This is a genomic window from Streptomyces sp. NPDC107581 (assembly GCF_055657175.1).
Genome location: NZ_JBVKBH010000012.1, coordinates 167,343 through 180,668, shown reverse-complemented (window position 1 = coordinate 180,668; position 13,326 = coordinate 167,343). Strand labels below are relative to the sequence as shown.

Annotated in this window: 13 protein-coding genes and 1 pseudogene; 7 read left to right on the top strand and 7 right to left on the bottom strand. The window is 68.6% G+C overall.

Going from position 1 to position 13,326, the window contains the following annotated elements; genetic code table 11:
• Positions 1-103: 103 nt before the first annotated feature.
• Positions 104-1,999 carry an ATP-binding protein gene (locus ACZ7P3_RS28680; protein ID WP_472085989.1) on the bottom strand — a complete coding sequence of 632 codons (1,896 nt, stop codon included), beginning with the start codon at positions 1,997-1,999 and terminating at the stop codon, positions 104-106.
• A gap of 351 nt (positions 2,000-2,350) precedes the next feature.
• On the opposite strand from ACZ7P3_RS28680, the gene ACZ7P3_RS28675 reads away from it, so the two are divergent.
• Together ACZ7P3_RS28675 and ACZ7P3_RS28670 are read left to right on the top strand one after the other, a co-directional pair.
• A complete protein-coding gene (locus ACZ7P3_RS28675; protein WP_472085987.1) occupies positions 2,351-2,587 on the top strand; it encodes a hypothetical protein in 237 nt (78 codons plus the stop codon).
• A gap of 470 nt (positions 2,588-3,057) precedes the next feature.
• Complete coding sequence (locus ACZ7P3_RS28670) at positions 3,058-5,106, top strand: serine/threonine-protein kinase (RefSeq protein ID WP_472085986.1); 2,049 nt, start codon at positions 3,058-3,060, stop codon at positions 5,104-5,106.
• Positions 5,107-5,173: 67 nt separating this feature from the next.
• On the opposite strand, the pseudogene ACZ7P3_RS28665 reads toward ACZ7P3_RS28670, so the two are convergent.
• Positions 5,174-5,509 (bottom strand): annotated as a pseudogene (locus ACZ7P3_RS28665) (MarR family transcriptional regulator); the annotation flags it as partial.
• Positions 5,510-5,845: 336 nt separating this feature from the next.
• On the opposite strand from ACZ7P3_RS28665, the gene ACZ7P3_RS28660 reads away from it, so the two are divergent.
• The 3 genes from ACZ7P3_RS28660 to ACZ7P3_RS28650 are packed head-to-tail and all read left to right on the top strand — an operon-like array spanning position 5,846 to position 8,293.
• The gene (locus ACZ7P3_RS28660; RefSeq protein WP_472086176.1) at positions 5,846-6,514 is read left to right on the top strand and encodes a DUF4097 family beta strand repeat-containing protein; all 669 of its coding nucleotides are present in this window, start codon (positions 5,846-5,848) and stop codon (positions 6,512-6,514) included.
• A gap of 31 nt (positions 6,515-6,545) precedes the next feature.
• Complete coding sequence (locus ACZ7P3_RS28655) at positions 6,546-7,508, top strand: ATP-binding cassette domain-containing protein (RefSeq protein WP_472085985.1); 963 nt, start codon at positions 6,546-6,548, stop codon at positions 7,506-7,508.
• Positions 7,505-8,293, top strand: coding sequence for an ABC transporter permease (locus ACZ7P3_RS28650; RefSeq protein ID WP_472085983.1), 789 nt, complete (start codon positions 7,505-7,507; stop codon positions 8,291-8,293). The genes ACZ7P3_RS28655 and ACZ7P3_RS28650 overlap by 4 nt, the downstream gene beginning before the upstream one ends.
• A 263-nt stretch (positions 8,294-8,556) precedes the next feature.
• Here the strand turns inward: ACZ7P3_RS28650 and ACZ7P3_RS28645 are convergent, their stop codons facing one another.
• The 3 genes from ACZ7P3_RS28645 to ACZ7P3_RS28635 form a co-directional block, all read right to left on the bottom strand.
• Positions 8,557-9,066 carry a hypothetical protein gene (locus ACZ7P3_RS28645; RefSeq protein ID WP_472085981.1) on the bottom strand — a complete coding sequence of 170 codons (510 nt, stop codon included), beginning with the start codon at positions 9,064-9,066 and terminating at the stop codon, positions 8,557-8,559.
• A 92-nt stretch (positions 9,067-9,158) separates the two neighbouring features.
• Positions 9,159-9,470, bottom strand: coding sequence for a hypothetical protein (locus ACZ7P3_RS28640; RefSeq protein WP_472085979.1), 312 nt, complete (start codon positions 9,468-9,470; stop codon positions 9,159-9,161).
• A 346-nt stretch (positions 9,471-9,816) separates the two neighbouring features.
• On the bottom strand, positions 9,817-10,479 hold the full coding sequence (locus ACZ7P3_RS28635; protein WP_472085978.1) for a VC0807 family protein: 663 nt from the start codon (positions 10,477-10,479) through the stop codon (positions 9,817-9,819).
• A 346-nt stretch (positions 10,480-10,825) separates the two neighbouring features.
• Between ACZ7P3_RS28635 and ACZ7P3_RS28630 the strand changes: the two genes are divergently transcribed.
• On the top strand, positions 10,826-11,035 hold the full coding sequence (locus ACZ7P3_RS28630; RefSeq protein ID WP_472085977.1) for a hypothetical protein: 210 nt from the start codon (positions 10,826-10,828) through the stop codon (positions 11,033-11,035).
• A 305-nt stretch (positions 11,036-11,340) separates the two neighbouring features.
• Here the strand turns inward: ACZ7P3_RS28630 and ACZ7P3_RS28625 are convergent, their stop codons facing one another.
• Positions 11,341-11,577, bottom strand: coding sequence for a chaplin (locus ACZ7P3_RS28625; RefSeq protein ID WP_472085976.1), 237 nt, complete (start codon positions 11,575-11,577; stop codon positions 11,341-11,343).
• A 246-nt stretch (positions 11,578-11,823) separates the two neighbouring features.
• Positions 11,824-12,732 carry an inositol monophosphatase family protein gene (locus tag ACZ7P3_RS28620; protein ID WP_472085974.1) on the bottom strand — a complete coding sequence of 303 codons (909 nt, stop codon included), beginning with the start codon at positions 12,730-12,732 and terminating at the stop codon, positions 11,824-11,826.
• A 213-nt stretch (positions 12,733-12,945) separates the two neighbouring features.
• Between ACZ7P3_RS28620 and ACZ7P3_RS28615 the strand changes: the two genes are divergently transcribed.
• Entirely contained in the window at positions 12,946-13,248 is a 303-nt protein-coding gene (locus ACZ7P3_RS28615; RefSeq protein WP_472085973.1) for a hypothetical protein, read from the top strand.
• The last annotated feature ends 78 nt before the right edge of the window (positions 13,249-13,326 follow it).

Sequence of the window (13,326 nt, the reverse complement as noted above, 5' to 3'; positions counted from 1 at the left end):
CTGATGTCAATGGTCCGGGTTCGTGCCAATGTTGCACGAACCCGGACCATAGAAGTGACAGGAGGGCAGAAAGGTCGGAGTCCAGGATCCGACCGACACGCAATCAGCTGCGCGGAACCTGCTTGAGCGATTCATAACGCTCAAGGAATTCACCATGGCTCTTCTTGACCATACCAAGGAGATCCGAGTACTGTCGCACATATATTTGCGCCGCCTTCAACATATCCATCTCGATGGCGACTGCAGGATCCTTGCTTATTGATCCGCAGAAAAGGTACCCAATGACATGGTTGGGTCTATATGCCTCATCGGTGGACCCCTGAAGGATCTTCCTCAAAAATATTATATAGTCGCGAATCTGCCCAAGCTCTTTGGGTGTAGCCACTGAATGCGGTCGCTTTATTTCGACAACAACCAACGTTTGCCCTTCTGCAACGCACAGGAAATCTATACGTCTATCCTTTTCCGGAAGTTCAGAATCCGGAAAATGATCGCGGAGCAGTTGACTGTAACGCACCTCGTCGGCGACGAGGTGCCAACGGGGATCAAGAGCCCAGGGAAATTCCTTGAAGAAATTATGAAGGTCGGGGACCTCAAGTGCGTTGTTAGTGATCATCGCCTCCAACTTCTCGATCGTGGCTATTCTTCCTTTAGTAACCCGGGCCATCTCCTTCGCTTCCACGATCTCCCACTCTCGAAACAGAGATATCAGTTGTGCAGGATCCTTGAGCTCCGCCTCGCTGACCTCCTCGGCTATTTCCCAGAACGCATCGAATTCCAAAAAATCGATGCATGACTTGACGATCTTGCGGGCCTCCTCGTCCTGCCCGACCAAATTGTTACCCACGGCAGTGCGGACAAGTTTGTCCACTACCCGACGAGCTCGCTTGTGTTCGGAACCGGAGGTTGCCTTTATGAAATCCTGATAGACAGGGGTGCCTTCGAGTTGACGCAGATTGTCATAGCGTCGCTTCTCTGACCATTGACGGGAGACCTTGTTGACCTGCTTCCGCCCCCATTCGAGGAGTGCAGTGTTGCTCTCCGTGTCCCAAACAAGTGAGTTGCGCGCCGTGCCGACCGTGTCTTCCTCTTCATCGACGAAATCGGCGGTCAGCTCACCTATCAAATAGGCAAGGGCGTACTGCTGACCGGTGTTCGCCTCGAACCAGAACGGTTCTTGAACGAGCTTCCCCCGGGCCATTATGGAAATTCCCCGTTGGATACCGTCGTCAACGCTACTCGAGTGCGGGAGTGCCCCTATCCAGCCAGTGACCCTCCACCCGGTTCCCGGTGAAATTTCTTCGTCGAAGTCCCACAGGTAAGGATCGCCGTTCACGTCACGTGCGAGCAGGGATTTTAGGTCTCGCTCTTCGTAAGTGATCGGCTCTCCATTGATGACGACTTGAAAGTTGTCATCAATGACAGCGAACCGCCGAGCGATGTGCCGTCTGAGCGAAGCGATCGATACAGCACGCTTTCGAAATTTCTCGATTCTTCGCAGCGTGATTCGAGTGCCTTGCGCAACCTCGCCCGTGGGGATTAGAGGGTCGAACTGCGCCACTCTCCTGTTCGCTGCGGCCTCAAGCTCGTCGTAGTCCATCACAAAACGGCAGGACATTCCGCCCTTAGTGCTTTCGACCTCGATCTCTCGGGCGATCCCGAACCCTGAGAATTTACCGAGCCCTTTGCGCCCCATGTATCTGCGGAATGGTGCAGTATTACGCTCGCCCGTTCCCTCCACCTTCCGACGGTCTCGACCCACAAGAAGGTAGTGCCGGCGAATTTCCTCGTCACCCATGCCGTCGCCGTCGTCATGAGCGACAATGACGGATGCATCCGTGACCCGCGCCTCGGGAATTTCTATCTCAACTCTACTGGCACCCGCGTCCCAGGCATTTGCGATGAGTTCAGATATGACTGGCGGCAGGGTCGAGTACATCTGCACACCGAGGTGCTTGATCGTAGCCGGGTCGAACTCCATCTTGTAGGGGGTAGTCACCTGTGTCACCTCATGTCTCGCCTCTGAACCGATAGATCATCTTCGCTCAACTTCCCCATGAGCACGGCCCTTTCTCGCAGACAACGCGTCCACTGACCGGCTTTGGATGCGCACGCGCCGGAGGCTTTGTGATGAATTGGGGCAAATCACTCCAGCGAGGGGCCGGGAAGGAGACTTCAGCCCAGCGGGAGCGCGAGCAGCAAAACCCTGGCTCTTGGCGGAAAGCCGGCGAGCTGGAGGCGGCTCCCGCGCCGTGTCCGTCGGATCGTCCGATCGGTTCATCGACACCTGCGCGTCAGCATGCGTGGCCCGGAAGTGGGAAGTGATGCCGGGACACGATCGGAGGCAGTCATGGCGGGTTTTCTCGACCGGGCCAAGGAGCAGGCTCAGAGTGCTCTGCACCAGGGCAAGCAGAAGGTGGACGAGCTCCAGCAGCAGCGCGCCGGCAATGATCTGCTGAAGCAGCTCGGTGCGGCGTACTACGCCGAGCAGCGCGGCAGTGGGTCGGCCCAGGCCACCCTGGATGCCCTCTCCGCCCTGGAAGCCCACATCGCCGCTCATGGGGACGGATTCCTGCGCGCGGACTGAGCCGGCGGGCCCCGGGCCCGTACTCACACCATCCGCACGCGGCGGGGTGCTGCGTGCGGGCTCACCTGCGTCCCGACCCAGCTGCGTGCCGGCTCACCTGCCGACCCGGCTGCGTGCCGGCTCACCTGCCGGCCCAGCTGCGTGCCGGCTCACCAGCCGGCCCGGCTGCATGCTGGCTCACCAGCATGCCGACCCGGCTGCGTGCCGGACCACCTGCCGGCCCAGCTGCGTGCCGGCTCACCAGCCGGCCCGGCTGCATGCCGGCTCACCAGCATGCCGACCCGGCTGCGTGCCGGACCACCTGCCTGCCGACCCGGGGCTGCGTGCCGGGCCACCTGCCTGTCGGCCCGGCAGTGCCGCTGCCGCTCTTCCCGGCGGCGCCGGAACGTCCGTTGCCGTGCCGGGACGGGTCGCGTGGGGCCCATGATGCAATGGGGCGCGACGAAGCAGATCTCGGGGTGGAGTGGGGCGTGTTGAGTAACGATGGGCCCGATGCGGGGAGTTTCGAGCCGCTGACGGAGGGCGATCCGCGGACCGTGGGCGGCTACCGGCTGGTGGCCCGGCTCGGGTCCGGCGGCATGGGCCGGGTCTACCTCTCGCACACCCCGGGCGGGCGGGCCGTCGCGGTCAAGGTGATCCGGCCCGAACTGGCCGAGAACGCCGAGTTCCGCATGCGCTTCCGGGCCGAGGTGGCCGCGGCGAGCCGGGTCCACGGGATCTACACGGCTCCGGTCGTGGACAGCGACACCGAGGGGTCCATACCGTGGTGCGCGACCGCCTACGTACCAGGGCCTTCCCTCTCCGACGCGGTACGCGATCACGGACCGCTGCCCGTCGACACCGTGCTGCGGCTGATCGCCGGTGTCGCGGAGGCACTGCAGGCGGTGCATCGCGAAGGCATCGTGCACCGGGACCTCAAGCCGTCGAACGTGCTGCTCGCAGCCGACGGTCCGCGCGTGATCGACTTCGGTGTGGCGCGCGCGGCGGACGCCACGTCCCTGACCCAGAGCGGTACGGCCCTGGGCACCGTGGCCTACATGGCGCCGGAGCAGGTGCTCGGCGCCGAGGCCGCCCCCGCTGCCGACGTGTTCGCGCTGGGGCAGACCGCCGTGTTCGCGGCGACGGGCGGCGCCGCGTTCGGGGACGGGGATCCGCACGCGGTGCTGTACCGGGTCGTGCACGCGGAGCCCGATCTCAGCCGCGTACCGGCCGAGATCCAGGAGCTCGTGGCACGGTGTCTGCGCAAGCCCGCCGCCGAGCGGCCCACCGTCGAAGAGGTCATCCGCTCCGTCCAGGCGATCCAGGCGTACCGCGGTGACGAGGCGCGGTTCAGGTCCGGGGCATGGCTGCCGGGCGAGCTGGCCGCGGGAATCGAGGCTCGGGCCGCAAGCGCCGATCAGGCCCGGGCGGGGACAGGGGCGGCGACGGCTCTGGGCTCGGCTCCAGCCCCCCACCCCTCAGGCCCGGCCGGCGTCTTCGGACCACCGAACACCCCCGGCGCACCCGGTGTTCCCGGCACGACCGGAGTTCCCGGAGTTCCCGGAGCTCCGGGCGGTGCCGCGGCTTCCGGCGCCACCGGCGCTCCTGGCTTTCCCGGCGCCTTCCCGGCCGCCGCTCCCGGTGGATTCGGGCCGCCGACGGCCTACTCCCCCACCTCGCCATCCCATGCCTCGCCGCCCCATGCCTCGCTGCCCGGGCCATTCGTCATGGGGCCGGGGGCCGTACCGGGTGCGTACGCTCCGGTCGGCGGGTCGCAGCCGTACGATCCGGCCGTCGCCCGGACCGCCCCGGTGGCTGCGGGCGGCAAGGGCCGCAAGGGGCGGCTCTGGCTGCTGTCCGCGGCCGCCGTCGTACTCGTCGCCTGCGGGGCGGCCGCCGCCCTGCTGTTCGTACCGGGGAACGGCGACAAGGACGACAAGCGGACCCAGGACGTGGCCGCGTCGCAGTCGGCCACGTCCGCCGGGCCGTCGGCGTCGACATCCGTCTCCGGCTCTCCGGCCGCCCGGACCTCGAAGAAGGCGAAGGCCACCAAGTCCGCCGTGCCGCCCAGCCCTTCGGGTCCCCCGACCCCCACGCGGACCGCGCCCTCGGCCCCGGCGGCCACCGCGGCGAGCAAGCCCGCGGCTCCGAAGGTCCCTGCCCCGTTGACGTACGCCGGGATCCGGATGACCAAGAGCCACGACCTGTACCTGGCGGACACGCCGGTACGGTCCAAGGCCGACACCGGTACCTCCGACGAGGATCTGACCTACGCCGTCTACTCCTCGGGCGCGCTCCTCGCCCCGGGCACCGACTCCGGCAGTTCCCTCGCCCTGCTGCCCGTGGGCCGGCAGGGGGGTCTGGACGTGTGCAAGGCGGCGACCGGCTACAAGAGTTACATCTGGATCAAGGACCTCACCGTCGGCCAGCAGATGTGCGTCGTCAGCGGGACGGGGCACGTGGGGCTGGTGACGTACCGGGGCTCGTCCGGGACGACGTACGCCACGTTGGACGTGAAGGTGTGGCGCGACGCGGCCTAGGCGAGACCTACTCCCTCTGAGCACAGCCGGCTTCACCCCATGGCTGTGTCCTCAAGACGGCTGCCCGTCAGCGATCTGAACCGGACGCGGCAGCGCCGCCCGCAGCCGTCCCGGCGCCGCCCACGGCCGTCTCGATGCGCCCCCGTGGCCGTCCCTGCGCCGCATGCAGCCGTTTCGGTGCCGCCCGAAGCCCTCTCGGCGCCCCCGGAGCCGTCCCGGGTTTCGCATGGAGGACTTCGCGGGCCTGTTCCGCGGCGCGGGCGGTGTTCTCGGAGACGAAACCGATGAAACGGGCGAGTTCTCGAGACGGGCGGCGGCCGGGGTGCCCGGGCCCGAGAACGCCGACGCCCTGCCGTGCGATCCCGACGAGCTGGGCAGTGGACCGGGCGCCGGCTGTCATCGACCCCATCGTGTCCGTAAACCTGCGGAGAAGCGCCTCCGGCCCCCGGGGCGCGGCCTGCCGGCGTTCCTGCTGGGTGAGCCTGCCTCCCGGCATCGCGGCCTCCCCCATGGTCCGTGATGCCTCCAGCATAGCGTTCACCCTTAATTCATTGCAACGATCAGAGTGTTGGATGTTGCATTACCTCCAAGACCGTTGCAACGAATTTATAGCGCTGAGCTGGAGGTATGGATATTGCACGCAATAAGTTCGTTGCCAGGACGCTGAACGCAACGTAGCGTTTCCAATGTCAGAAACAACGGACCGAAGGAGCGCACGATGCTGAAGAACGAGAGCGCGATGCAGAAGTTCGACACCCCCGCCCCGGTCTCGGCCGTCCTCGACATCCCCGCGGGACAGATCCGGTTCATCGCCGCCGACCGGGCCGACACCACCGTCGAGGTCCTGCCCGCAGACGCCTCGAAGGGCCGCGACGTGAAGGCGGCCGAGCAGACCGAGGTCACCTACGCCGACGGCGTCCTGCGGATCGAGGCCCCGCAGGCGAAGCACCGGATGCTCGGCGCTTCCGGGTCCATCGAGGTGACCGTCCGGCTGCCCGCCGGCTCCCGCGTCGAGGCGAAGACCGCCACCGCCGAACTCCGGGGCACCGGACGGCTCGGCGACGTCACCTTCGAGAGCGCGCAGGCCTCGGTCGAGCTCGACGAGACCGAAGGTGCCCGTCTCACCGTCCTCGCCGGTGACGTCTCGGTCGGCCGGCTGGGCGGCCCCGCGCAGATCAGCACCCAGAAGGGCGACCTGCGCATCACCGAGGCCGTGCGCGGCACGGTCGCACTGCGCACCGAGCACGGCGAGATCTCGGTCGGCGCCGCCCGCGGAGTCTCCGCCTCCCTGAACGCCGGTGCCTCCCACGGCCGGATCCACAACGCACTCAAGAACACCGAAGGCGCCGCCGGCCTGAGCATCCACGCGACCACCGCCTACGGCGACATCACCGCCCGCAGCCTGTGATCCCGCAGCCTGTCGACAAGGAGCACCCCTCGTGACCACCCTGGCCATCGCGGCGAACGGGCTGCGCAAGTCCTACGGCGACAAGACCGTCCTCGACGGCATCGACCTGGCCGTCCCCGAAGGAACGGTCTTCTCCCTGCTCGGCCCGAACGGCGCCGGCAAGACCACCGCCGTCAAGATCCTCTCCACGCTCATCTCCCCCGACCCCGCCGGCGGCCAAATCCACATCGGCGGCCACGACCTCGCCGGCGACCCGCAGGCCGTGCGCGCCGCGATCGGCGTCACCGGGCAGTTCTCCGCCGTGGACGGCCTGATCACCGGCGAGGAGAACATGCTGCTCATGGCGGACCTGCACCACCTGTCGAAGCGCGAAGGGCGCCGGGTCACCGCCGAGTTGCTGGAGCGCTTCGACCTCACCGAGGCCGCGAAGAATCCCGCCTCCACCTACTCCGGCGGTATGAAGCGCCGTCTGGACATCGCCATGACCCTGGTCGGCAGCCCGCGGATCATCTTCCTCGACGAACCGACCACCGGCCTCGACCCGCGCTCCCGCCACACCATGTGGCAGATCATCCGCGAGCTCGTCGCCGACGGCGTCACCGTCTTCCTCACCACCCAGTACCTGGAGGAGGCCGACGAACTCGCCGACCGCATCGCGGTGTTGCACGACGGCAGGATCGCCGCCCAGGGCACCGCCGAGGAGCTGAAACGGCTGATCCCCGGCGGGCACGTACGACTGCGGTTCTCCGACCCGGCCGCGTACCGGAGCGCCACAGTCGCGCTCCACGAAGTCACCCTCGACGACGATTCCCTCGCCCTGCAGATCCCCAGCGACGGCAGCCAGCGCGACCTGCGCTCCATCCTCGACCGGCTCGACGCGGCCGGCATCGAGGCCGACGAGCTGACCGTGCACACCCCCGACCTCGACGACGTCTTCTTCGCCCTGACCGGCGGCACCGGCATCCCCGACCAGCCCAAGGAGGCTGTCCGATGAGCTCGCTCTCCCTCGCCCTGCGCGACTCCTCCACCATGCTGCGCCGCAACCTGCTGCACGCCCGGCGCTATCCGTCCCTCACCCTGAACCTGCTGCTCACGCCGATCATGCTGCTGCTGCTCTTCGTCTACATCTTCGGCGACGCGATGAGCGCGGGCATCGGCGGCGGCGCCGGCCGCTCCGCGTACATCGCCTACATCGTCCCCGGCATCCTGCTGATGACCATCGGCTCCACCGTCGTCGGCACCGCCGTGTCGGTCTCCAACGACATGAACGAAGGCATCATCGCCCGCTTCCGCACCATGGCCATCCACCGCGGCTCCGTGCTCTTCGGACACGTCGCCGGCAGCGTCCTGCAGGCGCTCATCAGCGTGGTCCTCGTCGGCGCCGTCGCCGCGGCCATCGGCTTCCGCTCCACCGATGCCGGCGTCCTGGATGGGATCGCGGCATTCGGGCTGCTCGCGCTGGTCGCCCTGGCATTCACCTGGATCGCCGTCGGCATGGGCCTGAGCAGCCCCAACGCCGAGGCGGCCAGCAACAACGCGATGCCCCTGATCCTGCTCCCCCTCATCTCCAGCGCCTTCGTCCCCCTCCACTCCATGCCCGGCTGGTTCCAGCCCATCGCCGAGTACCAGCCCTTCACCCCCGCCATCGAAACCCTGCGCGGACTCCTCCTCGGCAGCGAGATCGGCAACAACTGGTGGATCGCCATCGCCTGGTGCCTCGGCCTCACCGCACTCGGCTACCGCTGGTCGACCTCGAAGTTCGACAACGACCCGAAGTAAGCGCCATGGCAGCGCGGGCCACCTCCCGCAACCCGTCCCACCCAAGGGCGGCGTAGACCGACACCGCGTCGGCTACGCCGCCCCGTTCGCGCGCAAGCAGGACATCGCCCCGGGCAACGCACCCCCAGCGGTGCCGGTCGTCCGCCGTCGCGGCGGGCCCACGACCACCACCGGCAACGGGCCCCACGGCCGCCGTCGGCGTTGGCCCACTGCAGCCCACTGCGGCCCACGGCGGCCCGCTGCGAATCCGCGGTCGCCGACGCTCAGGGCTGTTTCCTGAGCACGCACAGGTCACCCTCGTCCGGATCGCCGATGTACTGCCACAGAACGGGATGCTCGGCGGTTCCCCGGGCTTCGTACTCGGTCCACACAGCGCTCGGTACGACGGTGAGTTGGACCGTCGTCACGGGGGCGTTCCCGTTTTCGCCGGGCGAGGTCGAGCGGTGCCACGTACCGGAAGCGGACCTAGGGGCGGAGACGCCGTTCAGGTCGCTGTCGGCAAAGTCGCCGCACGCCCCCTCCAAGGTGAACCTGCCGTCGGCGCCGACCACCAGCCGTCCGCCCCGGTCGTCGCGCCAGGTGCCCACGACCGCCTCCTTCCGCAGCACGAGGTCGCTGCCTCCCGGAACCGGGGACGAATTCAGAGTGCGTCCCAGGGACATGAGCAGGATCAGGCCGCCGAAGAGCACGGCCGGGACCGCGAGCAGCCCGGCCGCTCCGAGCACCACGAGGATCGGGATACGCAGACCGCCGGGGAATCGCGACGCAGGCACGGGCCGAGTACTCCATGTCTGCCCACCCGGGCCCCGTGTCTGCCCACCCGGGCCCCTGTCCCCGGGCCGCTTCCTGCCGCTCATCGTGCCGTTCACCGGGTCTGGTTCCTGGAGCCGGCCGACGACCGGCCCGTCCCCGGCACCGCGGGGCGGGCGGCCTGCCGGGGTGTCGCCGCGGCTGCGCCGCCCGCTCGCTTACCGGTGATCCATCTCCACAGGGCGGTGCAGACCACGAAGGGTGACACCACCATGCAGAGCATCCACAGTCCGACACTCGCGGGCGAGTAGACGTAGTACTGCCAACGGGACGGCAGGAGCCCGGGCAGGAGCACCAGCACGATGAGCGCCAGCCACGTCAGGACCACCGCGCCCATCGCGCGCGCTGCGGCCGTCAGGCACCCCATGGTTCTCCTTCGGGACTGCTACGGGTGTGCCGTTCACGGCGACCGGCACCCGCAGATTTGAACACGTTCAATACCGTGCTGTCCATCGCGGAGCCGTGCATGCGGAGCGACTCATAGGGAGCGGCTCATAGGGAGCGGCTCATAGGGAGCGGCTCATAGGGAGCGGCTCATACGGAGCGCCTCATACGGAACGGCCCGCGCCGGGCGACCCGTGCCGGGAGCGGCCGCGGCCCAGGCGGCCGGGCGCCCGCGTGGCCTCGCAGCCCAGGCGGCCGGGCGCCCGCGTGGCCTCGCCGTCCGGGCACGCCACCCGCACCAGGGCGAGGAGGAACGGCGATGTCCCCTGTCAGGCGGCCGCCGCGGTCTCGCTGTGGATGGCGGCGATCCGGCTCGGCTTCCGCCCGTAACGCCGGCTGAAGATCTCCAGGGACACGAACAGCACCACGTACTGAAGCGTGGTCACCAGCATCACCGAATCGATGGGCAACGTGTACGCGAGCACCACCCGCACCCCCGAGTCCAGCAGCAGACCCACCCCCCAGACCAGCGTCAGCAGCCGCATCACATGACGGAAGGTCGGCGACGCCTCCCAGTTGCGCTCCACCTGCGCCCGCTTGTCCCCCCGCACCACCGACGACAGGATCCGGTAGATGACCGGCTGACCACGCAGCGTCACCAGGAAGATCACCCCGACGACCCCCGTCATCCAGCCGTCCTTGGCGAACATGAACCGCGCACTGCCCGTCAGCGCCGACAGCGCCGCACCCAAAACCACCATGCTCAGCACCAGAACACCCAGCATCCCCACCCGCCGCTCCCGCACCACCGTCAGCAACCCCTCCACCAACGGCGGCACAGCACTCGCCAGCACCGCCCACCACAGACCCACCCCCGCCGCCCGCAGCCCGTAGAACACGGCCAGCGGCGCGACAACATTCAGCCCCAGGCTCTGCAGCAACAGCCCGTTCGACGACCCGACCCGCTCGTTCACCATGCCCGTACCGCTCATGTGCCTTCACCCTCGTCCGTGTCCGATCCCGACACCCTCGAAGCTACGGAGCCACGCGAACGCGGACCATGCACCCAGCCACCGGGATCAGTGGGCCCAGACCCACCCCCGCACGGGGTCCCGGCACACACCGGGGGCCGGCCGAGACGCCGAGGGACGAGCGCCGACAGCATGACCGCGCCCGCCGCCACCGCGGCGGTGTGCACCACGGCCGCGAGAGCAAGGTTTTCCGGCAGCGACGTACGCGCCGGGTGCGCCACCGCCGCGTACGCCACGATCAGAAGCCTCCAGCAGCTCCGGGCGAAGAGCGAGCCCGTCCCCAGCCAGCCGAGCGCCAAGGAACCCCGTGCCCACCCAGGCGATGAACAGCACCAAGGGCCCCGGTATCCGCATGCCCCACGGCCGTACGAGGGCGAGCGCCATGGCGACCCCGATGACTGCCATGCCGATGGTCGTGGTGTTGAGCACCACCCACCCGGCCAGACCGAACCCGCCACCGATCGGCAGCAGCCCCGCCAGCGCACCCACCACCCAGACGACCTTGATCAACGCGTAGGGCGTGATCACCAGAGCCGCCCCGTACGCCGCAAGCCGCCCGCCCCGGTCCAACCGATCCACTCGATGCAACCGGTCCAACCAGTTCAACCAGTTCAACCGATCCAACCGATCCAACCGGTCCATTGCGGGCTCCCCTTCTCTTCCTGCTGGGAACCCCACCCTCGTCGGCGGCTTCGTCCGATGCGTCGTGCACAGGTCCTGTCCGCCTCCCCCGTCCGACGGAGAGGGACGGTCACGGTCCCTCCCCGCCGGACACCGCCGGCAGCCCGAACGCACAGCGGTCGCTCAACCCCCGGACAGGCGCTAGTCGTTCACACAGGTGTTGCCGAACGCGGGGTTGAGAAGCCCGATGACATTGACGCTGTTGCCACACACGTTGACCGGTACGTGCACGGGCACCTGGATCACGTTGCCGCTCAGAACTCCGGGCGAGTACGCGGCAACACCTTCGGCCCCGGCATCGGCCGCTGCGGCGCCTGCACATCCGAGTACCGCGGTGGCTGCGAGAGCGGCGGCGGCCAGAGTGGTACGTCCACGCATGGTGTTCTCCTTCGTTTGGAGGGCAGTCGCTCGATAGATCTCCCGGCATTCGGCAGAAAAACGCCGCTCCAGGAACAGCCCGGGGAAACCATCCCTTCAGGTAGAAGTGTGAACATCTCGGCCAATGTCCGAGGACGATGACGATGGCGATGGCGATGGCGAGGACGAGGACGAGGACGAGCACGATGGCGTGACGGTGACACTGGCAGGCGGCCGATGGCCGATGGCCAGGGCCAGGGCCAGGGCCTAGGCTTCTCCGCTTCGGATCGCGTGCCACAGCTCCGCCATCTCCTCCGCCACCCCTGGCGCCGACAGCAGCAACGGCTCGTCGTACGCCGGAACCCGCGGCAGTGCCACCGCCCCCGCCTCCGTCGCGATCAGGTAGGCCGGGAGACCGTCCACCGCGTGGAATTCACCGATGGCCGCGACGGTGGCCCGGCCTGCCGCCACCTGGGCCAGGGAAAGTGCCGTGGAACCCAACACCCTTGCCGTGCAGTGGCGGTGCGACAGCGCGGCCAACAGCGGGTCCAGGCCTGGCCAGTGGGCGTGAGCCGCCCACTCCGTGAGGAAGACATGGCCCGTGAGGGTGGTATGGGCGGCCGCCCGGACGGGGCTGCCGTTCAGGCGGGCGCCTCGCCCTCGGATCGCCGTGAAGGTCTCGCCCCGCCAGGGGTCGGCCACCAGGCCGAGCAAGGGGGTGCCGTCGGGGGCCGCGAGGCCCAGGGAGAAGGAGCACCAGCCAATGCCGTGGGCGTAGTTCGTGGTGCCGTCGACCGGGTCCACGACCCAGTACGGGGCGTTGGGGGTCGCGGGCGCGTGGGTGCCGTACTCCTCGCCCTCGATGCCGTGGGACGGGAAGGCCGCCCGCAGGACCGAGCGGACGTGCTTCTCGATCGACTCGTCCGTCTGCGTGACGATGTCCGCCGGGCCCGCCTTCTCCCGCACCCCGCCGGCACGCGGGCGACGGATCGCCTCCGACGCCCAGGCGGCCAGATCGGTAGCGACGGCCAGGGCCCGGTCCAGATCAAGGCCCAGGTCCAGATCAAGGTCAAGGTCAAGGCCCAGATCTTCGTCCTGGTCCTGTTCCTGGTCCGCGTCCAGGTCCATGCCGTCGCCGTTCGGATCCTGATCGGGATGCGGGGCGCGGTCGTTCACAGGGCTTCACCGCCGGTCTGCTCGGGGACGGTCCGGAGGAAGGATGCCACGGCGTCGTGCGGGCACTCCGGCAGGCCTCTCGGTCCGGCACCGGCCCAGCCGGAGACTTGATATGCCCCGACTCAAGTCCGAGCCGTCCGTGCACCTACGGGTTAGCCTCGGCGCGGGCATAGAAGGAACAGACGGACAGAACAGGCACACGAGGAGGCACTCATGGCCAGGGTTCCCAGTGCGGTGATCGCCGCGACCGGGCTCGTCGGCGGGTACGGCGTCGCCCGCTGGACCAAGAAGCGGCAGCTCGGCGGGGCCGTCCTGGCCGTCGCGGGAGCCACCGCCGCGCAGCAGTGGCGCAGGCAGGCGGGCGGGAAGGCCGCCGGTGCGCTGAGCGCCGCGTACGTCGCCGCGTTCGCCGGGTCCCACCCGCTGGCGAAGAAGGTCGGCGCCTGGCCGTCCGTCCTCGGCGTCGCGGGCGCCGTGGCCCTGGCCTCCTGGGCCGTCGCCGACCGCCGAGGCTGAGCCGGCCGACCGACGGGACCGGGGCAACCAGGCGCACCGGGGCCGAGTCCACCGGGCACCGGCACCCGGCCGGTCAGG

Bases quoted from the DNA above. Each gene is read 5' to 3' on its own strand.
- ACZ7P3_RS28615 (WP_472085973.1), top strand. From the start codon at position 12,946: ATGGCCAGGGTTCCCAGTGCGGTGATCGCCGCGACCGGGCTCGTCGGC.
- ACZ7P3_RS28635 (WP_472085978.1), bottom strand. From the start codon at position 10,479: ATGAGCGGTACGGGCATGGTGAACGAGCGGGTCGGGTCGTCGAACGGG.
- ACZ7P3_RS28640 (WP_472085979.1), bottom strand. From the start codon at position 9,470: ATGGGGTGCCTGACGGCCGCAGCGCGCGCGATGGGCGCGGTGGTCCTG.
- ACZ7P3_RS28660 (WP_472086176.1), top strand. From the start codon at position 5,846: ATGCAGAAGTTCGACACCCCCGCCCCGGTCTCGGCCGTCCTCGACATC.
- ACZ7P3_RS28675 (WP_472085987.1), top strand. From the start codon at position 2,351: ATGGCGGGTTTTCTCGACCGGGCCAAGGAGCAGGCTCAGAGTGCTCTG.
- ACZ7P3_RS28650 (WP_472085983.1), top strand. From the start codon at position 7,505: ATGAGCTCGCTCTCCCTCGCCCTGCGCGACTCCTCCACCATGCTGCGC.
- ACZ7P3_RS28625 (WP_472085976.1), bottom strand. From the start codon at position 11,577: ATGCGTGGACGTACCACTCTGGCCGCCGCCGCTCTCGCAGCCACCGCG.